This is a genomic window from Komagataeibacter sp. FXV3, assembly GCF_015155755.1.
In the GTDB taxonomy this organism is placed as follows: Bacteria; Pseudomonadota; Alphaproteobacteria; order Acetobacterales; family Acetobacteraceae; genus Komagataeibacter.
Window position 1 is genome coordinate 11699 of record NZ_VWPI01000014.1, and the last position, 20050, is coordinate 31748.

Consider the following 20050-nt stretch of genomic DNA (forward strand, 5'->3'; position numbering starts at 1 on the left):
ACCGTTGATTTATAATGATTCCAGATACTTTGAGTATTCAGACATCAGATTATATTTTGATGAGAATATACCAACACCTCCACAGAAATGGGCTAGCCCGCGCGGCTCTATGGCATTAAAATCGCTGTCGGGAAAATTAATAATATATGCCGGAAGATCCGTCAGGTTGAAACGGCCAATCTTTTTCAATGCGTAATTGAAACACGGTTGGTCATAAGCTTTCAGGTCATGTCCCCATTTCCTGTAGGCTGCATGACATATTCTCAGGGTTGTCTGAAACAGGGATGTCACCGATTGGATATTATTGAAACAGAAAATGCCGGAATTTACAAATAATGTATTCCGGTCATTAACATGTGGATCGGTGCAAATGAATGCCTTTCCAAACCAGATGTCCTGTCCTTCTTTGCCCTGTTCCGTATTAACCAGAATGCTGTCGTTCAACAGGGTTTTTACAACAAGAGATTTAAGTGACGCATTACATATAACGTCAATATCGGAATAGATAACCGGTTGATAGGAAGAAAGGCTATCCAATCGTGTGATCGTGAACCGTGCGTACAGATATTCCATTTTTGACAGGAAATGTGCCGGTATCACTTTTTTCTTGATGATGAACGTGGTGGCTTCAATTACCTCATCAATATCGAGGTCGGTTATGATAATGAATGTAAAATTTACCCCCGATCGTTTCATGATGGAGTGCGCGCATAGTATAAACATATCCAGGAATTCACGTTTCCCGAATATGGAGAAATATATCGCAGGATTCAGGGCTGTTATCTGTTCAATACTTATATTATCATACAAAATAGTATTGTCACGGAATGATATATGTGCATTCTGTTCAAGGCTAAAGCTTATGTCAGCATACCGGACATGAAATTTTTCCAGCATGCATTCTGTCGCATTAAAAAACTGTCCTAGCGATCTGGAATAAAAACCATTTTCCATCATGGCTTTTAGGAAAACAAATCCATCATATGGCAGAAGGAAGAATTTTTCCCAATTTTCCCGATTATGTTTCAGGTCCACCGTCCCATTGGGGTCGGATGATATGTAGGTAGGGCCATTGGAAAGAAAAATGAATTGTCCTTCCTTATGGATCTGAAGATAGGACATGTCCCGGGAAGCCGTAAAAATACGTCCCTTTTTTATGTAGAGACATACTTCTTCTTGCTGTAATTTCAGGCAGGAATGATGGGAATCAAACAAAAGCGGAATGAAGCACGACTGAATAGATGTAGCCTGCACATGCCCTTCTATTGATACAGATAATATATGTCCATGGAAATCCATCAACAAATATATATCAGAAGATGCCTTGTCTTCTTGAAATATTATGTCGGATTGAGTGGACAGGGTCATGGGGTTTCCGATAACAGGCCGGATAGCGTATCAACCGAAAAAATTATATTTTTCGTTTTCTTTAGGAAACGCAAAGCGGACAGATCCTCGATATCATTCAGATCAGCATATCGGAAACCTTCGAGGATCTTTTCATCGTCAAAACCTGACGTATCCATATCTGGATACCCGCGCTGGAGTTTCCTGATCCATTCATTGCGACTTTTGGTATAATAATGATTGATCTGGCATTCATCATAGATCGGAATATGACTGACGATACCTGCCTTTTCCCACTCGGGTTCCTTGTGGTGGACATTAACGGTCCGGCCATCAATCTCGAAGACATGGGGATTGATGCAATGCTTTGTCCTGGCGGGATTAAGTATTGTCTTTACGTGGCGTGCGTTGAAAAAACGTTCATCTGATCGTTTGGTAAAGGATTCAATCACCAGACCTTTCGGTGGAGTGATATGCCCCGAGGATCCAAACATGGCCCAGTTCAGGACCAGTGCATCATAATTGATATATTTTTGAAGAAAGCTGTTGATGTTGTCATCGTTCTTGGGGACAATAAATTCATCAGAGTCGATAAAGGCGATCCACCTGAATTCATCGCGATATGTTGAAATGCATGAATTGTAGGCGTCTATTTGGTAGAAATATTCACTATTTTCCCATTTGTGGTATCTTGTATCGATAAATCGCGAAATTCTTTCGATTTCATTTCGTGTTTTATCTGTCGAATTGTTATCGAATATGATGATTGTATCAAATCCAAGGCTTTTATGGTAACATATCCACTCTTTGATGCGGTATTCTTCATTTTTTACAATCATGCATACTGCGGATTTAAAGGGATACATTTTCCAAGGCCTGATAGATTTTACTAAAGTACGAGCATCCTACAGAATAATATTTTACAATCGGTAAAGATCACGACGACCTGCATAAGCTTGTCGAAAGAGGGCAGGATCAGAAAATCCCATATTTTATTCACGAATTCAGAGCGATATCCATGGTTTTGGCTTGATGCAGAGTGAAAGGCACATAGGGAATGAATACACTCCATATTTTAGGATATGCTGAATAATATTGGCCATAATGGGTATTTATTAATTTAATGGACTATTTTTTTATATTTTCAAGGAACGTGAAAAGACGTGGATTATCCGCATGGGCCACATTGAACCGGAACCATTGTGAAGGCTGTTCATCCGGGCGGAACAGGTGACCGGGGGCAAGCATGATGTCATATGAGCACGCGCGTTCGGCCACGGCGCGCACGTCCGTGTCCTCCCGAAACCGTGCCCATGCGAACATACCGCCTGCAGGCGTGAAATAAAGCTGCATTCCCACCTGTTCCAGGCGGGCGCAGACCCGTGCCTGTGCCCGCGTAAGGCTTTCACGCAGATGTGCTAGATGGGGATGGTATAACCCGCTGCTGACGATAGTATGGACAATTTCCTCGTTCAGGGAGGCTGTGGTCAGGTTGCTGGCCATTTTCTGGCGCAGGATACGCTGTGCAATGTCCGGGTCACATGCGACATAGCCCACGCGCAGTCCCGGTCCTATGGTTTTGGAAAAACTGCCGATATGTATGACCGTTTTCAGGCCGCCCAGTTGTGAAAGCGTCTGTTGTCCGTTGGGCGCAAGGTCAAGGAATATGTCATCCTCAATCACCGTTACGTTATTCTGTCTGGCAATACGCAGGACATCGCGCATGTTCTGCACCGTGCTGCAGGTGCCGGTGGGGTTGTGCAGGATGGATGTGGTGATGAACAGACGCGGCTGGTACTGGCGTATGATCCGTTCAAGCTGTTCGGGGCAGGGACCATCACGCAGGCGTGGAATGCTGGCGATCTGCAACCCCAGTGCCTGTAATGCCGGATAGAGGTTGCAGTAACCCGGATCTTCCACCAGAATCGTATCGCCCCGCGTCGAAAGGCAGCGGACCGCCAGTTCCAGCGCCTGGCTGGCCCCATGTGTCAGGATGATGCTGCTTTCGTCGCACCTGATGTCCCGACGCGCCAGCATCTGCCGGATGTTGTGCCGCAACCCGGCATGGCCGTAGGGATTGCCATATTCCAGCATACCTGCCAGTTTCTGTGTGGAGAGTCCCGTCAGCGCACGCTGGGCCGCCGATGTGAACAGCATGTCGGACGGAAGCCAGCCACATCCAGCCTTGATGACCGGGGCCTCGTCCTCATATGCATGCTGGAGCAGCCACATCGAATCAATCGACCGCTGTAGCAGCGGCGTCTCGGGCGCAGGTCCGGTGATGAAATATCCCCGGGTGCCCCGGCTTTCCAGCAGTCCCGCAGATGCCAGACGCAGATAGGTATTGGCGATCGTAATGGTGCTGACCCCGCATTGTCGTGCCATGCGCCGGATGGAAGGCAGGCGTTCCCCCCGACGCAGCACACCGCTGCGGATACGGTCTTCGATATCCTGCCCGATCTGGCTGACCAGAGGCGTGGCGCTGCGCCGGTCCGGACTGGGAAAAGAAGAAGAAGTCATGGAGGATGTGTTCCCAATCAGTACAGTTTCACGATGTGTCCGCTGATTGTACATATACAGGGCGTTGGTGGGGCATTACGTTTATGGAATGAATCGTCTCCGCACCAGGGATTGGGGACGCATTTCGGTAACAGGATTTGTAACATGGCTCAGGATTCAGAAAAAGCGGACCTTCTCCGTAACGAGCGTGAAGGGGTTTATTGGCAACCTTTTACCGCCAACCGTCAGTTGCGCGCCAATATGGAACCCCGCACGCTGGTCAGTGCCAAGGGGGCATATTACACCACCAGCGAAGGTAACAAGGTATTTGATACCCTGTCGGGCCTGTGGTGCACCCCGCTGGGACACGCCCATCCGCGTATTGTCGAAGCCGTGCGCAAACAGGCCGAGACACTGGATTTCGCGCCCTGTTTCCAGTTGACCCATCCTGGCGCCATTTCGCTGGCTGAGCGGATTGCCGACCTCGCGCCGCAGGGCATGAATCATGTCTTTTTCGCCAATTCCGGTTCTGAAGCGGTGGATACGGCACTGAAGGTTGCGCTGGGCTATCACCGGATCAAGGGGGCGGGCAACCGTTTCCGCATGATCGGCCGCGAACGTGGATATCACGGTGTGGGCTTTGGTGGCATGTCCGTGGGTGGCATCGTGTCCAACCGCAAGATGTTTGCCGCAGGCATGATGCCGGGCGTCGATCACCTGCGCCATACCTATGAACCCCAGCATATGGCCTTTACCCGGGGGCAGCCGACATGGGGCACGCATCGGGCGGAAGACCTGGTCCGGCTGGTGACCCTGCATGATGCCTCCACCATTGCGGCGGTCATTGTCGAACCGGTGCAGGGATCAACGGGCGTGATCGTGCCGCCGGTCGGCTACCTGCAACGCCTGCGCGAAATCTGCACGGCCAATGGTATCCTGCTGATTTTTGATGAAGTCATTACCGGATTTGGCCGCATGGGCGAAAATTTCGGCGCCCAGCGTTTTGGCGTGACGCCGGATATCATCACCTTTGCCAAGGCCGTAACCAACGGTATCGTGCCGATGGGTGGCGTGATCGTTACCGACGAAATCTACAATACATTCATGACCGGCCCGGAAAACGCCATCGAGTTCTGTCATGGCTACACCTATTCCGGTCATCCCATGGCGGCAGCCGTGGGCCATGTCGTGCTGGATGTCATGCGCGAAGAAGGCCTGCTTGCCCGCGTGCGTGAACTTGAACCCGTGCTGGAGGACGCCATCCATAGCCTGAAGGATCTGGATGTCATTGCCGATATCCGTAATATCGGGCTGACGGCAGGCATTGACTTCAAGCCGGCGGAAGGCAAGCCCGGTGCGCGAGGGCTGGCACTGTTTGAAGCGGGCCTGCGCAACGGACTGCTGCTGCGCTGCACGGGTGATACGGTGTCGTTCGGACCGCCGTTCATCTCTACCGCGCAGGAACTGCGTGATATGGTTTCGACACTGCGTAAGCTCATTACCCAGGTGGGTTGAGTAACTGCTTTCAGATAGGAAAAGGAAAATATTATGCCTTTGCTGCATTTTCACGTTGTAAAGGGCCAGCGGAACCCGGCCGAACTGCGCGGCCTGCTGGACGCGGCGCACGATGCCATGCTGGAAGCCTTCAAGGTGCCGGCCCGTGATCGCTACCAGCTGGTATCCGAGCATGAACCGACCCATATGGTGATCGAGGACACGGGGCTGGATATTCCCCGCACCCCCAAGGTCGTGCTACTGCAGGTCGTTTCCCGCCCGCGTGGCAAGGAACAGATTGCCGCGTTCTACAAACTGCTGGCGGAAACACTGCAGGCCCGCTGTGGCCTGGCGTCATCCGACCTAATGGTCTCCATTATCGAAAATCAGGATGAACACTGGAGCTTTGGCCTTGGCCGGGCACAGTTCCTGACCGGTGAGCTGCCGCTGCCGGGCGCACCTGCGTAATATGGATACAGCCGGGCCTCATAACGCCCGGCTGTTTTCTTATTTATTTCTAATATTTGGTTTTTATTTTAGATATATACGAATGTATTTTTTAAATTATTAATACATGTGACATTTATTTTATATATTTTGATACAGCCAGAAATATTTTGTGGTCGTATGCAAAGAGCTAATGTACTTATATGATTTTTTAATTGTTAGATATAATTATTATTTTATTATGTATTTTTAAATATTTATGCAGTGCATGATTTATACGATAAAGAAATACAGTGTAATAAATATGGTATAATATAACATATTTATTGTTGCATGCAGATTGATATCGGGAAGTCAATCACTTGCAGCTCTCAATGATTTTTTATGGCAATTATGTGTTGCTTATTTGGCACGCAATTCAACTGGATGCATCCCTCATGCGGAATGGGGCCGACGGCGTATGATTAAAGACGTTCTGGTTGTTCCAGGGGTGTTGTGACCTGATTGAATTTGCACACTATAGTATTGATTTTAAATATATTTCAATTTGAGTTTCTTTTTTTTTGATCGAACTGATGCGTGGGCACGGGGCGCCATGGTCATATGGCCACTATAGGTGTGTTTTTTGTGCCACATACATCGCTGCACTTTCGAAATTGTAATGGATGAGAAAGATTGCTCCTATGCAACGTAGCTTGTTCCGAATAGGAATTGATCATTGATCAAAGTCTGAGTTTTGGACGCGTGGGAGAGCAAGTGGATGTGGATGCTGAGACCAAGGTACATATCTTTACTCTTGACATCATCAGCGCTGATTTTCGGCGGTGACCATTCTGCCCGGGCACAATCCGTATCATCTTCTTCTGATACGGGCTCTTCCACGGTAACGCCGGCACATCACCCAATCCGGGGATCCATGGGCGGGGCAAGGCAGGTCCATGTCATTAACAACAGTAATGCACGCGTGACTGCTGGCAGGCCGGAAGTCCTGACGGTCAGCCATACCCGTCGCGCCATTTCGCATAACAGTGAAAACGTGATCGGGAAGAAGGAACTGGCACAGCAGGTGCCGGGCCAGAACGTGCTGAAGGCCGTCGGCCAGCTGCCCGGTGTCAGCTACAGTTCCACTGATCCGCTGGGTATTGATACCTGGGGCGCCAGCGTTTACATGCGCGGTTTCTTCATGAACCAGCTGGGTGTGACGCTTGATGGCGTGCCGCTGAACGATCAGACCTATACCTCGACCAATGGCCTGAATATTGCGAATGCGTGGATATCCGACGATATCAGCCGGGTCAGCGTTTCGCAGGGGGCCGGGGCAGTCGACCTTCCATCCAACACCAACCTTGGCGGCACGATGCAGTTCTTTACTGCTGACCCCAAGGAAAAAGCCGGTGCTACCGTTTCGCAGGGCTTTGGTAGCTATGCGATGAAGCGTACCTATGTCCGGGTGGACAGCGGCAAGCTGAACAAGACCGGAACCCGTTTCTATGTGGCGTATTCGCGCGATTTCGAAAAGAAATATGACGCAGTCAGCCCTGATTTCATGCAGCAAGTGAATGCCAAGCTTGTCCAGCCGATTGGCGAAGACAGCAAGATGACGGCGTTCTTCAACTGGAACAACGCCGAAGTCTATGGTTATATGGACAAGTCACTGGGTGAACTGAAGAAGTTCGGCTGGCGTCAGGAACTGCTTTATCCCAATTATGCAGCTGCTTATAATATTTCCAAAAATTATTTAGCCAATGGCAGCCTGCCATCAGGGTGGGGGAACCTCGATGGTCTTTACACCGATCTGTATGATGCAGGGCAGTCCACGCAGGATTATATCGGCGGCATCAATTTTGACCTGAAGCTTGCGCATAATCTGCGCTGGAAAACGACGTTGTATGCGCATCGTGACCTTTCCAATGCGACATATAGCGCCCCAGGCACCGTTTCGGCCGGGACCGGGGCGCCGATTTCGGAACAGGTCTGGATGAACCGCGAAATGCGCGAGGGCTTCAATACCTATTTTGAATACAAGATCGGCAATCACACCATCAACACGGGTGCGTGGTATGAGAATAATTCCAACAGCGCCCTGACTGATTACTTTAACGAACCCTTGCTGGGGCATGGTGCGCCGCTGTCCACGACCGGGCCTTACACGACATATGGTCAGGCATTCGGAACCGGCTGGGCATACAAGTGGAGCACCAACACGTTTCAGTATCATGTCATGGACACGTGGCGTATCCTGCCCAACTTCACTGCGACCTATGGTTTCAAGTCCATGCTGCAGACCACGGCTGGGGGGAATTATGCCTATGATCCGACCGGAAATTATTCCACTCTGAACAACCCTGGTCCCACGGGTTCGATGACATCCGCCGCAGCCTTCCTGCCTGCGGTCAACCTGGACTGGCGCTTCCTGCCGGGTCATGAACTGTATTTCGATTTTGCAGAAAACATGCGCCCCTACAGCGCATCCCCTTATGCCAGCGCGAATGAGCCGGGGCCGTGGATGGTCCAGACACAGTCGCAGTTCAACCAGCTAAAGAAGACGCTGACCCCGGAACGCGATTTCACATATGTGCTGGGTTATCGTTATTCGTCACGTCTGCTGACAGCCGGGATCGATGGATATCACTCAGACAATTATAATCGCCTGATTTCTGCTGCCAGCGGTATCGGTGGTTCTGATCAGTCGGCTTCCTTCATCAATTCCAAGCATGCCACACAGTGGGGCATGGATGCGATACTGACCGTTACCCCGGTCAAGGGTCTGGCGATTACAAACTCCGTCAGTTACAACCACTTTGCCTATGCGGCGGATGTGCCGATCTGTCTGGATAGCGCAACCACCGGTTGTCATAACCTGCGTGGCAAGAAGATGGATGGATATCCTTCGGTCATGTATAAGGCAAACCTGTCCTATACCTGGCATCAGGCTTCTGCTTACCTGGATGTGAACTACTACTCCAAACGACAGTATTCGCTGCTGAACGATACCCACGTGCCCGCATACTGGCTGGCAAATCTGGGGGCGAGCTATCATTTTGGCAAGGTTGGTTTCCTGCATAACGTGACGGCCAGCTTTACTGTCTACAACCTGTTCAACGCCAAGTACATCGCCATGATGGGTGAAAACGGCTTCCCGGCAAGCGGGGACATGCAGTCCATCGAACGTGGCGCAGTACGTGAATACTTTGGCACGATCAAGGCTGAATACTGATATTTGACCTGACAGGCTACAGCGGGGCCGGATAATGGAAGAATGTGGAATATATTGATCTTTCCCGGCTGTCTGTTCGCTGTTGTAAAAGGATAGCTAGGGCGATGACATGTTTTTCCAGATCCAGGTACCTGCTGCTGGCCAGCGTTGTCGGGATGGGGGTATCGATGGGGGGCATGGCAAAAGCCATCCCGCCCGTTCTTCAGCCGGAACAGAGCGACGTAGCCAGTCTTCCCCCGATGGGCGACCACTCGGTGCTGGTTGCCACGGGGGAGCAGTCCTTTACCCTGTATGATGGGGACAAGGGGCGGATACTTGGCACGCTTCCTGCCGATATGGTTGATAACATCGCGATCGCCCCGGACCGTAAGGATATTTACGTAGCCGTAACCATGTGGAGCCGGGGTGACCACGGCACGCGGGAAGATTTCCTGCGCGACTATGACGCCCATACCCTTGACCTGACACATGAAATCGAACTGCCGCCCCGTGGCCTTGCAGTCTTCAAGCAGCAGAATCTGGAACTCAGTCAGGATGGCCACTGGGCCTTTGTATTCGACATGAGTCCTGCGACCGGCGTCACCGTGGTCGACCTGCATGAACACAAGGCCGCCCGTACGGTGGATATTCCCGGCTGCGCACTTGTTTTCCCATGGGCGCATGACGGTTTTTCGACCATCTGCGGTGATGGATCCCTGACCAACGTGGCGCTGGCAGGAAGTAATGTGAACGTCACCCACAGCAAACCATTCTTCGATGCCAACCGTGATCCTGTATTTGAACAGAGCCAGGTTGACCGCAAGACCGGCAAGGCCCTGTTCATAAGCTATACCGGGCAGGTTTATCCCGTCACATTGGGGGCAACGCCCGTAATGGGCAAAACCTGGTCGTTACAGGTTGCGGCCGGCCAGCCCGCAGCGGGAATGGGACAGCAGGAACAGGCATGGCGTCCGGGTGGCGACCAGCCGTTCGCGTGGCATGAAGCGGATAATAAACTGTATGTCCTGATGCATGTGGGGGGATACTGGACCCACAAGCAGGAAGGGACCGAAGTCTGGGTCTATGATATCACGACCCAGCACCTGTTGCAGCGTATTGACCTGCCTTCGCCTGCAAAGGGCATTACAGTCAGCCCCGATACCGCCAATCCGCAGATATATGCCATGCTGGCGTCCAAGAAGATGGCCATCCTGTCCGCCACAACCGGTCAGGTTGAAAAAACGGTTGAGGCAAAAGCCAGTGGTATTTCAATTGTGCCACAGCCGTGACCGGCAACCTGTCTTCTGTATGTGAATGTTCCAGAAACGACTGGAAAGTTTAAGGAATCTATCGGATGAAACCATCATTTCTGGAGCAGATAGGGGAACAGTTAACCCGTAAGCTGGCTTCATCGTCTTCGCGCCGTGGCGTGCTGGGACGGGTGGGGACGGCCATGGTTGCCGGTGGTGTTTTCCCGCTTCTGCCGGTACAGCGCGCCCGTGCTGCCGCAGGAAATGTCGCAGCCAGGGCGGCGGATGTCACGACATTGTCCGATTTTGAACGGCGTGCCCAGTCATCCGATCCCACGAAATGTAATTACTGGCGACATTGCGCGATTGATGGCGTGCTGTGCGGGTGCTGTGGCGGTGGTATCCATACCTGTCCGCCGGGCACACAGCCTTCGCCGGTATCATGGATCGGCACCTGCCGTAATCCGGATGACGGACGTTCGTATGTCATCGCCTATCGTGATTGCTGCGGGCGTACCACGTGTACCACGTCATCGGATTGCGAATGCAACACGGCAGACCGGGAAATGCCGATTTACCGGCCACAGACCAGTAATGACATCATCTGGTGTTTCGGGACGACCTCTGCCGCCTATCATTGTTCTACCGCTGCCATAGTCGGTCAGGCTGAATAAGTATAGAAAACGGTTATGCAGATGCGTGGGGAACGACCCGGTCCAGGTTTTTTGCCAATTGTAATGTCCATCACTGCCATCCTTGCATTCAGTGGCCTGTCATCACTGCCTGCCCATGCCGATGGCGGGAATATGTCTCCGGCAAGCAGTGACAGTCCTGCCCTGTCACAGGTCAGGGCGCATTACCTGGTTGGTTGTGGTGGTTGCCATGGCATAACGGGGATATCGGCGTCTGACGTCGTGCCTGATCTGAAGGAGCAGGCCGGGTATTTCCTGTGTTCGCCCAAAGGGCGCGAATACATGATCCATCTGCCCAATGTTGCGTTTTCCCCGCTGTCTTCGGCTGATCTTGCCGATCTCATGAATTATGTTGCGTTCGGTCTGGGGGGAAATAGCGTGCCTGTGGGCGCGCGTCCCTATACCACGGCCGAGGTAGCACGGTTGCGACAGGCGCCTTTTCGTAACTACAGTCTGCAATCCTACCGGCTGGATGTGGTGCGTGATGTCATTCATGCCTGTCCGCAGGCGGCAACGGTCATTCATGCCTATGACCTTGCGCTTGATAAGCGTGAAATAGACAATAAATGAAACTGGTTCTGAAAGGATAAACCGCCGGGATACCGCCCCCACACTTTCCCTGCGTATGGTACGGGTTGAGGGGCAACGTGACTGTAACCCATGATTCCTGCGCCATGCAGAATGTGCAGTGTCAGGGCAGGAGAACCATATGAGGCGGATTTCCCCACACAACAGTGCCGCTGGAACCCCATCACAGGCGGCGCGGCTCAAGGACCGGCATGTGTCAATGATTTCCATTGGCGGCGTGATCGGGGCCAGTCTGTTTGTCGGGTCATCAACTGCAATCGCAACAGCGGGTGCGGGCGCACTGTTTTCCTATTTCCTGTCTGGCATCATGGTCATGTTCATCACCCGCATGCTGGGGGAAATGACGGTTGCCTCCCCCGGGACGGGATCGTTTGTCGGTCAGATACGGCGTGGCCTTGGCCCGCGCGTGGCGTTCGTCGCCGGATGGCTGTACTGGATCATGTGGGCAACTGTACTGGGGTTTGAGGCCATTGCCGCCGCGACCTTTCTCGCGCCCTATGTGCCCTTGCCCTATCTGGCGATCGAACTGCTGACAGTTGCCATCATGACGGTGGTCAACCTGTTTTCCGTGCGTGGGTATGGGGAGTTCGAATACTGGTTCTCCGCCCTCAAGATCATCACCATCATTGTTTTCATCATGCTTGCCCTGTCCGGTCTGCTCGGGTTCTGGTCGCATGTGAAAGTGGCGTCCGGCCTGTTTTCCGTCGCGGGTATCGTGCCGCATGGCACATTCGCGCTTTTCGCCGTAATACCGGGTATCATGATGTCCATGGCCGGGGCGGAAATAACCAGTATCGCCGCATGTGATACGACGGACCCGGCCGGTAACGTCGCCCGTTCAACACGGACCGTGGCGTTGCGGATCATGATTTTCTATCTGGTGTCCATCGGGCTGATCCTGCTGTTGCTTCCGCTGTCGCGCGTGGTGCCGGGTTCTTCACCCTTTCTGGCTACACTGGATTATATCGGCATTCCGTTTGCGCGTACCCTGATGACGGCCGTCATGCTGATCGCCACATTATCTGCCCTGAATTCCGGGATCTATATTACTTCGCGGGTCTTGTGCGATCTGGCGGAAAACCATGACGCGCCGCGCATGTTCCTGCAACGGGACGGGCAGGGCACGCCCGCGCGCGCCATTCTGTGCGGCAGTGCGGTTGCGGTCATTATCGCTGTCATCGGCATGCTGGCGCCGGGGCGGGTATTCAGCTTCCTGGTCAGTGCAAGTGGTACCTTCATCCTGTTCGACTATGTGCTGATCGTGCTGGCCCATATCCGCCTGCGGCGCGCCTGCCAGCGTAATGGTGAAACAGTGTCCCTGCCCATGTGGGGTTTTCCGTTTCTGTCCTATGGTATGCTGGCCTGCCTGTTTGGCGCACTTGTCACGATGTTTTTTGCAACGGATCATACCTGTCAGGAAATCGTGCTGAGTACGATCAGCCTGAGCCTGATCATCATTGTGGAATATCTGTCCGTGGGATATCGGACCCGACGCCGGATGGCCCAGTATCAGACCGAACAGAATGATGCATCCGGCACGGCCCTGCGTGGTGATCCTGCCCGGTCGTCATGATGTCCTGATACCGGCCTGCCCGGATCATGCTGGAGTACCCGTTTTCATGGTTTCATCTTCCGTCAAATCCCTTCCTCCCAGTCTGTATGCGGCCATCACCCCGCCCGGTCCGGATGCGCCTGTCCTGTCATCGGCGCAGGTGACCGATACCGTAATTATCGGTGGCGGCATTACAGGCCTGTCGGCTGCCCTGCACCTTGCGCAGGCGGGGCACAAAGCCATGGTGCTGGAAGCAAACGCCATTGGCTGGGGGGCATCCGGGCGGAATGGGGGGCAGGTCAATCCCGGCCTCAAATATACACCCGCCGAAGTGGAACGTGACATGGGCGCACGCGGTCGTGCCCTGGTTGAAGCCGCATGGAATGCCCCCGATCTGGTTTTCGACCTGATCGAACGGCATGGCATTGAGTGTGATGCGGCGCGTGGCGGCACGATCCGGGCGGCGACGGCATCGGGCCAGCTGGGCCATGAACGGACCCTGTTCAACGAATGCCATGGACGTGGTGGTCCTGTCACATGGCTGGATAAGGCTGATATCGACCAGCGTACCGGAACAGACCGTTACCATGGCGGGTTCATTGATGCGCGCGGGGGGCAGCTTAACCCCCTGGCCTATACACGTGGCCTGGCCAGAGCTGCGATGGATGCCGGTGCGGCTGTACATGCGAACAGTCCGGTCCTCTCCCTACGGCGGGATGGGGGGAACTGGCATATCAGGACGCCGGCGGGCAGTGTACATGCGCGGCAGGTCGTATTCGCCACCAATGGATATACGGGCCGGTTGTGGAACCGGCTGCGCCGTACGCTGGTTCCGGCCTATAGCGCGATTGTCGCGACCGATCCGCTGCCTGAATCCGTGCGTGCGCGTATCCTGGCGCAACGTGAAGTGGTGTACGAACTGGGCGAACTGGTCACCTATTACCGCATTGATGGCGCGGGGCGGTTGCTGATTGGCGGCCGTTCCGCCTCACTCGATCTGTCCGGGCCGGAAACCTTTCCGTTCCTGCAGCAGCATGCGCAGCGGCTATGGCCATTCCTGGGTGATGTGACATGGCGTTACGGCTGGAACGGACAGATCGCCATTACACTGGATCATTATCCCCACTGGCATGAACCGATGGAAGGGATCATGGCATGCGTAGGCTACAACGGCCGGGGTGTGGCCATGGCGACACTGATGGGGCGTGAGATCGCGCGACGGGTAGGGGGGGGCAGTGCGGCGGATCTGCTGCTGCCTGCTTCGCCAGTGCGTCCCATTCCCGCCCATTTCGGCTGGCGCATCGGGGTTGCCGCCGCCGTGATACGTGGCCGCATCATGGACCGGCTGTCGCGATAACATGAACCGGGACCGGTTGCCGCTGCCGATATCGTCGCTGGCTGCCGGTGCCCGAAAACCTGCCTTTGCCCCTGCACGGAATTTTCATGCCATGGATATGGCTGCCGGATTGCCTGACAGTAATGTTTCTGGCGGAATACTTTGTGCTGCCGACAAAAGGGTGATGGCGCACTGTATTCCAATGGGAATATACCTGCTGATTGAAATTGTTACGGAACCGCGATACAGTCAAACGCGAAATCAATAGACCGCGGCAGGCGGGGCATATCCACTCAGAACAGGAATATCATGCTGACATTGCAGGTTAATGGCAAAAGTGTTGAGGTGGATGTCGATCCCGATACGCCTTTGCTGTGGGTGCTGCGTGACGTGCTGGGCATGACCGGGACCAAATATGGCTGTGGCATTGCGGAATGCGGCGTATGCACCGTGCATGTTGATGGCAGGCCCGTACGGTCATGCTCCCTGCCGGTGGGACTGATCGGGCCACAGAAGGCCATAACCACGATCGAGGGGCTGCAGGCGGATCCCATTGCCACGGCCGTGCGCAAGGCCTGGCTGGATATTGACGTGGTGCAGTGCGGCTACTGCCAGCCCGGGCAGATCATGGCTGCGATCGCCCTGTTGAAAAAAATCCCCAATCCCACTGATGAACAGATCGAGGCAGGCATGTCGGGCAACCTGTGCCGGTGCGGAACCTATATGCGTATCCGCGCCGCCATCCGTAATGTTGCCGCAGCCCAGGGGGTGACCCCATGACGTCGAAACGCGTTTCTTCCCCTGCGCTCCGGCGCAGGCAGGTTCTGGGCGGGGCCGGGGCCTTCGTTCTGGCCGCCATCCTGCCCGCCGGGCGCAGCCGTGGCGCGGGCATGCTGGTGGAAGATGCGACAGCCAGCTTCGCCCCCAATGCCTATATCCGGATCGGCAGCGACAATATCGTTACGATGATCCTGCCCAATATCGAGATGGGGCAGGGGATCTATACATCCTCCGTCATGCTGATGGCCGAGGAACTGGCCATTGATCCCCAGTCCGTCAGGATGGAGGCGGCCCCTCCCGGTGGCGGAGCCGAGATTACCGGTGGGTCCACTTCCTCCATGACCGAATGGATGCCGCTGCGCCAGGCAGGGGCTGCGGCACGTACCATGCTGCAGCAGGCCGCTGCCGCACGCTGGTCCTGTGCCCCGGGTAACTGTGTGGCGCAGGACGGCTATATACTCGGTCCCGCAGGGCAGCGCCTGTCCTATGGTGAACTTGCGGCGGATGCGGCCAACCTGCCGGTGCCCAAGGACGTTACCCTGAAAACGCCGGCGCAGTTTCGCCTGATCGGCCGCCCGATGCACCGGCTGGACAGTCAGGTAAAGGTGGATGGGCAGGCCACGTTCGGCATTGACGTGCAGGTACCCGGCCAGAAGATCGGCGCGGTGGCGGCCTGTCCCGTGATCGGGGGGCATGTTGGCCATGTCGATACACAGGCGGCGCTGAAAATACGTGGTGTGGTTACCGTATTGCAGATTGATGATGCGGTGTGTGTCGTGGCCGACCATTACTGGGCCGCGCGCAAGGGGCTGGCGGCACTGGATGTGCAGTGGGTCGAAGGGGCGAACGCCACGGTCGATACACAGACGATCTATCGCCAGCTGGAAGGCGGCCTGTCCGGTCCCGCCATCGTGGCGGACCATCATGGTGACCCGCAGCAGGCCATGAACCATGCGCATGGGCGGTACAGCGCAACCTATCGCCAGCCCCTGCTGGCCCATGCCACGATGGAGCCGATCAACTGCACGATCCATGTCCGCCCCGATGGCTGCGACATCTGGACCGGCACGCAGGTGGCTGAACGCGCGCGTGACACCACGGCGGAAGTTACCGGCCTGCCCAAGGACAGGATCAAGCTGCACAGCCAGTATATCGGCGGTGGCTTCGGGCGCAGGCTGGAACATGAATATGTGACGCAGGCCGCGCGTTTCGGGCGTCAGGTTTCCTATCCCCTCAAGATCATCTGGAGCCGGGAGGAGGATATTACCCGTGACCGTTTCCGTCCCGCCTATCTGGACCATCTGGAAGCAGGGCTGGACGAACGTGGCTATATCACCGGCCTGACGCATCGTATCGTCGGTCCTGCCGTGGTGGCACGATGGGAGCCTTCGGGCCTGAGTGCCAACGGGTATGATGATGACCTTTCGGTGGGCACTGTCATCACGCCCTATACCTATCCCGCCTATCGTCTGGAATTCGCCCGTCGTGAACCACCCGGCGTGATTACCGCGTGGTGGCGCGGGGTGGGTGGCACGCGTGGCCTGTTCGTGGTCGAAGGATTTATTGACGAACTGGCACAGCGCGCGGGTGTCGATCCCGTGGCCTATCGCCGCGAAATGGTGCGCAGTAATCCGCGCGCCCTTGCGGTGCTGGACCGTGTGGCGCGTGAATCCGGCTGGGGCACACCGCTGCCGCCGAATTGCGGGCGTGGGGTTGCGCTGCAGTTTGCCTTTGGGTCGTACCTGGCCACGGTGGTTGAGGTCGAAATGGCCGCCGCGCACGATGTCCGCATCCGTCGCGTGACCTGTGCCGTGGATTGCGGTCAGGTCATCAATCCCGACCAGATTACGGCACAGATCGAAGGCGGGCTGATCTTTGGTTTCAGCGCCGCATTGTATAACGAGATTACCTTGGAAAAAGGGCGCGTGCAGCAGGATAATTTCCATACATGGCGCGTCATGCGCATGAATGAGGCCCCGAAGCGGATCGATGTCCACCTGATTGAAAGCAGGGAATCCCCCGGTGGCATAGGGGAGACAGGCACAGCCGCCGCCGCCCCCGCGCTGGCCAACGCCATGGCGGCGGTCCAGAAACGGCGTTACCGCTTCCTGCCGCTGCTTTCCCCCCTTAACCAGCCTTCTGGCCATGAGAAGGAGCAGCAGGGATGACCATGACAAGACATGGCCTTGGCCGCATCACCGGCATGCTGTTCACGCTTCTGGCCAGTACGGGTATCCATGGGGCGCAGGCGGCCGGTGCGCCCGATGGGCAGTACCTGACCCGCGCGGCGGATTGCGAGGTCTGCCACACCCGCCCCGGCGGCACGCCATTTGCGGGGGGACGTGCATTTGCCATTCCTGGCATGGGCGTGATTTATTCCCCCAACATCACGGCGGACCGGCAGGCCGGTATTGGCGCATGGACGGATGATCAGTTCGTCAAGGCGGTACGGGACGGGGTCTCGCCGGGGTGGAAGCATCTGTACCCCGCCATGCCATACCGGGATTACGCCTATATGACCCCGGACGAGGTCAAGGCGATCCGTGCCTATCTGGCGACCCTGCCGACCAGTGCCGCGCGACCGCCTGAAAATACGCTGAAATTCCCGTTTTCGATCCGTTCAGCCATGATTTTCTGGAATCTGGTCAACGGACCGGCATCCTCCCATCCTGATGATCCCGCCCATACCCCATCGTGGAACAGGGGCCGGTACCTGGTGGAGGGGCCGGGACATTGTGCGGAATGCCACTCGCCACGTACGATCACCATGGGTGTCTCCGCCTCCAATGCCTATGCCGGGGCCGATGTAGGGGGATGGCGGGCATATAATATCACGTCATCGAAAACCGATGGGATCGGTGCATGGAGCGTGGATGACCTGGCTACCTACCTGTCAACCGGCCATGCGGATGGCCATGGCAGCGCATCGGGTGACATGGGGGATGTCGTCAGCCACAGCCTGCGTTTCCTGACCCGCCAGGATATCGATGCCATGGTTGAATACCTGCGCGACATTCCAGCGCGGTCCTCGACCGATAGTGCACCAATGGTGGTTGCGCAACCGACTGCCGCCCATGATCAGGCGGACAGCCATGGCGCCATGCTGTATGCGGGGGCGTGTGCGGGATGCCACCTGCCCGATGGCAGCGGGCGACAGAACCCGGCGGCCTCCATTGCCGGGGCGCGCACGACGCTGGGCGCCGCAAACGGGCAGAACCTGTTGCAGGTCCTGACCCATGGCAGCGCATTGCAGACAGCAACCGGCACCGCCACCATGCCCGCGTTCCATGGTGGATATTCGGATCAGGATGTGGCGGATATCGCCAATTTCGTCATGCATCATTTTGCCCAGTCCTCCACAAAAGTGACTGCGGCGGATGTGGCGAAGGCAAAGACGGCATCCGCACCGGAATAGGGCAGCATGTTCCCATGATACCCCGGCCTGCATACCGGCGCAGGGTCTGAAAACACAAAAGGATACGGCCACCCGAATGGGCCGTATCCTTTTTTTATGTCAGGACCAGTCTTACGTGATGGGAAAGATCACGTCGGCTTATGGGCCTGACAGGCTGCGACCGCATTTTGCAGGATATGGGCGCGCCGTTCCATGAAATCCGTGACGGACATGGGCGATTGTCGCCATTCATGAATTTCGGCAGCCGTATAGGGTTTTGCGGTTGGAGGCGTGCTTTTGCCACCCAGCGTAAACAGGACAAAGTTCATGACATCGGCCAGTTCCTGGTCATCGCGTATCAGCGACATGGAAACACCGGGCACCTGCACCAGGTATCTGCGTCCTTCCTCGCTGCAGGCAAAGGTGCCTACCGTATCACGCAGCATAGGTACGAAAGTCGGGCCGGAGATGCCTTCGATACCGTGACAGCCCCCGCAATGGGTCAGGTAGGCAGTCTGGGTCCGGTCCAGTGTGGGGGCAGGTACAGGGTTGGCCCGTGCCTGTTGTCCCCCTGATACAAACAATGACGCGGCCATAAAGACCGCGCCAATGCTTTTCTCAAGGCAGCTTTTTCTTGTCATTAAGCGCATTGCGTTCCTGAAGCACGGCAGTCGGCGGCATGGTGGTATCGCGGGCCGCGTGGATTTCATCAGCCGTGAAGGACGGCGCCGACGCATTGCCCCCAAGATGGGAGACATAGGTCAGGATAGCGGCCAGCTGCTCATCCGTCATGGCGCGGAAGGACGGCATGTAACCCATATAGGTAGCACCCCCTGCCTGAATGCTGCCGGTCATGCCATTCAGCACAAGGTGCGAAAGATAGGTCTTGCCTTCGGGCGAGCCCGCGATAACGTCCAGACGCCCCTTCAGCGGCGGAAACTGCCCCGGAACACCCGTGGCACCCGCCTGGTGGCACAGGCCGCAATTGGCCCCGTAAAGCTGCTGTCCGTCTTCTGCCGCATGCGCGCCATGGATGCCGGCGACAAGACCGCAGGCAACAGCAAGGAGGGAAAGGGTTTTCTTGATCATGTCGTGCTTCCGATGATTGCGGCGGTTGAGCAGTTGTACATTTCCGATGTTCCCGTGCCGAAACACCAGATAATGTCGTTATTGGCCATGGGCCGGTAGGACGGCTGGTCACCATCCGTGTTCAGGCAGTTGACCTCATCACAGGCATCCTGACCACAGCAGTCGCGATAGGCGATCAGGTAGGAACGTCCGTCCTGCGGATTGAAGCAGCTGCCGATCCATGAAGTGGGCGAAGGGGCCGTGCCCGGCGGGCAGCTGTGAATGCCGCCGCCGCATGATGTGCACAGATATCCGTCAATGGCGCAGTAGCGCCAGTAATCACATGCCGTATCATCCTTGGCCTGTGCGTGGGCGGCAAACGGGCTGGGGGCCTTGACCGTCTTGTC

General features: G+C 55.5%; 17 protein-coding genes. 11 read left to right on the plus strand and 6 right to left on the minus strand.

Features of this window, described 5'->3' with window-relative positions:
- Positions 1-9 precede the first annotated feature (9 nt).
- The 3 genes from F1542_RS01370 to F1542_RS01380 all read right to left on the minus strand — a co-directional run bounded on the left by F1542_RS01370 (position 10) and on the right by F1542_RS01380 (position 3867).
- Complete coding sequence (locus F1542_RS01370) at positions 10-1368, minus strand: hypothetical protein (protein WP_227672373.1); 1359 nt, start codon at positions 1366-1368, stop codon at positions 10-12.
- Positions 1365-2186 carry a glycosyltransferase family 2 protein gene (locus F1542_RS01375; protein WP_253073247.1) on the minus strand — a complete coding sequence of 274 codons (822 nt, stop codon included), beginning with the start codon at positions 2184-2186 and terminating at the stop codon, positions 1365-1367. The genes F1542_RS01370 and F1542_RS01375 overlap by 4 nt, the downstream gene beginning before the upstream one ends.
- A gap of 289 nt (positions 2187-2475) precedes the next feature.
- Positions 2476-3867, minus strand: coding sequence for a PLP-dependent aminotransferase family protein (locus tag F1542_RS01380; protein WP_193731432.1), 1392 nt, complete (start codon positions 3865-3867; stop codon positions 2476-2478).
- Between the two features lie 144 nt (positions 3868-4011).
- Here F1542_RS01380 and F1542_RS01385 point away from each other — a divergent pair, with 144 nt between their 5' ends.
- The 11 genes from F1542_RS01385 (at position 4012) to F1542_RS01435 (ending at position 18596) form a co-directional block, all read left to right on the plus strand.
- On the plus strand, positions 4012-5361 hold the full coding sequence (locus tag F1542_RS01385) for an aspartate aminotransferase family protein (RefSeq protein ID WP_193731433.1): 1350 nt from the start codon (positions 4012-4014) through the stop codon (positions 5359-5361).
- 33 nt (positions 5362-5394) lie between these two features.
- Positions 5395-5808: a tautomerase family protein gene (locus F1542_RS01390; protein ID WP_193731434.1), complete on the plus strand. Its 414-nt coding sequence runs from the start codon at positions 5395-5397 to the stop codon at positions 5806-5808.
- Between the two features lie 895 nt (positions 5809-6703).
- The gene (locus tag F1542_RS01395; protein ID WP_193731435.1) at positions 6704-9004 is read left to right on the plus strand and encodes a TonB-dependent receptor; all 2301 of its coding nucleotides are present in this window, start codon (positions 6704-6706) and stop codon (positions 9002-9004) included.
- Positions 9005-9108: 104 nt separating this feature from the next.
- Entirely contained in the window at positions 9109-10272 is a 1164-nt protein-coding gene (locus F1542_RS01400) for an amine dehydrogenase large subunit (protein ID WP_193731436.1), read from the plus strand.
- A gap of 65 nt (positions 10273-10337) precedes the next feature.
- On the plus strand, positions 10338-10907 hold the full coding sequence (gene mauA, locus F1542_RS01405; RefSeq protein ID WP_193731437.1) for a methylamine dehydrogenase (amicyanin) small subunit: 570 nt from the start codon (positions 10338-10340) through the stop codon (positions 10905-10907).
- A gap of 63 nt (positions 10908-10970) precedes the next feature.
- A complete protein-coding gene (locus F1542_RS01410; protein WP_227672374.1) occupies positions 10971-11495 on the plus strand; it encodes a hypothetical protein in 525 nt (174 codons plus the stop codon).
- 139 nt (positions 11496-11634) lie between these two features.
- The gene (locus F1542_RS01415) at positions 11635-13086 is read left to right on the plus strand and encodes an amino acid permease (protein ID WP_193731439.1); all 1452 of its coding nucleotides are present in this window, start codon (positions 11635-11637) and stop codon (positions 13084-13086) included.
- Positions 13087-13132: 46 nt separating this feature from the next.
- Positions 13133-14422 carry an FAD-binding oxidoreductase gene (locus tag F1542_RS01420; protein WP_193731440.1) on the plus strand — a complete coding sequence of 430 codons (1290 nt, stop codon included), beginning with the start codon at positions 13133-13135 and terminating at the stop codon, positions 14420-14422.
- Positions 14423-14710: 288 nt separating this feature from the next.
- A complete protein-coding gene (locus F1542_RS01425; RefSeq protein ID WP_193731441.1) occupies positions 14711-15181 on the plus strand; it encodes a (2Fe-2S)-binding protein in 471 nt (156 codons plus the stop codon).
- Positions 15178-17349, plus strand: coding sequence for a xanthine dehydrogenase family protein molybdopterin-binding subunit (locus tag F1542_RS01430; protein ID WP_193731442.1), 2172 nt, complete (start codon positions 15178-15180; stop codon positions 17347-17349). The genes F1542_RS01425 and F1542_RS01430 overlap by 4 nt, the downstream gene beginning before the upstream one ends.
- Positions 17346-18596 (plus strand): c-type cytochrome, encoded by a 1251-nt coding sequence (locus F1542_RS01435; protein WP_193731443.1) that lies wholly within the window; start codon positions 17346-17348, stop codon positions 18594-18596. The genes F1542_RS01430 and F1542_RS01435 overlap by 4 nt, the downstream gene beginning before the upstream one ends.
- Before the next feature lie 128 nt (positions 18597-18724).
- Here F1542_RS01435 and F1542_RS01440 read toward each other — a convergent pair whose 3' ends face one another.
- The 3 genes from F1542_RS01440 to F1542_RS01450 form a co-directional block, all read right to left on the minus strand.
- Complete coding sequence (locus F1542_RS01440) at positions 18725-19216, minus strand: cystathionine beta-lyase (protein ID WP_193731444.1); 492 nt, start codon at positions 19214-19216, stop codon at positions 18725-18727.
- Complete coding sequence (locus F1542_RS01445; protein WP_193731445.1) at positions 19194-19664, minus strand: cytochrome c; 471 nt, start codon at positions 19662-19664, stop codon at positions 19194-19196. The genes F1542_RS01440 and F1542_RS01445 overlap by 23 nt, the downstream gene beginning before the upstream one ends.
- A partial coding sequence (locus F1542_RS01450) for a methylamine dehydrogenase light chain (RefSeq protein WP_193731446.1) occupies positions 19661-20050 on the minus strand: 390 nt, incomplete at its 5' end. The genes F1542_RS01450 and F1542_RS01445, both read right to left, overlap by 4 nt.

What these genes read in the sequence shown, in the direction of transcription:
- F1542_RS01370 (WP_227672373.1), bottom strand. Translation starts at nt 1,368, where the DNA reads ATGACCCTGTCCACTCAATCCGACATAATATTTCAAGAAGACAAGGCA.
- F1542_RS01375 (WP_253073247.1), bottom strand. Translation starts at nt 2,186, where the DNA reads ATGATTGTAAAAAATGAAGAATACCGCATCAAAGAGTGGATATGTTAC.
- F1542_RS01380 (WP_193731432.1), bottom strand. Translation starts at nt 3,867, where the DNA reads ATGACTTCTTCTTCTTTTCCCAGTCCGGACCGGCGCAGCGCCACGCCT.
- F1542_RS01385 (WP_193731433.1), top strand. Translation starts at nt 4,012, where the DNA reads ATGGCTCAGGATTCAGAAAAAGCGGACCTTCTCCGTAACGAGCGTGAA.
- F1542_RS01390 (WP_193731434.1), top strand. Translation starts at nt 5,395, where the DNA reads ATGCCTTTGCTGCATTTTCACGTTGTAAAGGGCCAGCGGAACCCGGCC.
- F1542_RS01395 (WP_193731435.1), top strand. Translation starts at nt 6,704, where the DNA reads ATGGGCGGGGCAAGGCAGGTCCATGTCATTAACAACAGTAATGCACGC.
- F1542_RS01400 (WP_193731436.1), top strand. Translation starts at nt 9,109, where the DNA reads ATGACATGTTTTTCCAGATCCAGGTACCTGCTGCTGGCCAGCGTTGTC.
- mauA (WP_193731437.1), top strand. Translation starts at nt 10,338, where the DNA reads ATGAAACCATCATTTCTGGAGCAGATAGGGGAACAGTTAACCCGTAAG.
- F1542_RS01410 (WP_227672374.1), top strand. Translation starts at nt 10,971, where the DNA reads ATGTCCATCACTGCCATCCTTGCATTCAGTGGCCTGTCATCACTGCCT.
- F1542_RS01415 (WP_193731439.1), top strand. Translation starts at nt 11,635, where the DNA reads ATGAGGCGGATTTCCCCACACAACAGTGCCGCTGGAACCCCATCACAG.
- F1542_RS01420 (WP_193731440.1), top strand. Translation starts at nt 13,133, where the DNA reads ATGGTTTCATCTTCCGTCAAATCCCTTCCTCCCAGTCTGTATGCGGCC.
- F1542_RS01425 (WP_193731441.1), top strand. Translation starts at nt 14,711, where the DNA reads ATGCTGACATTGCAGGTTAATGGCAAAAGTGTTGAGGTGGATGTCGAT.
- F1542_RS01430 (WP_193731442.1), top strand. Translation starts at nt 15,178, where the DNA reads ATGACGTCGAAACGCGTTTCTTCCCCTGCGCTCCGGCGCAGGCAGGTT.
- F1542_RS01435 (WP_193731443.1), top strand. Translation starts at nt 17,346, where the DNA reads ATGACCATGACAAGACATGGCCTTGGCCGCATCACCGGCATGCTGTTC.
- F1542_RS01440 (WP_193731444.1), bottom strand. Translation starts at nt 19,216, where the DNA reads ATGACAAGAAAAAGCTGCCTTGAGAAAAGCATTGGCGCGGTCTTTATG.
- F1542_RS01445 (WP_193731445.1), bottom strand. Translation starts at nt 19,664, where the DNA reads ATGATCAAGAAAACCCTTTCCCTCCTTGCTGTTGCCTGCGGTCTTGTC.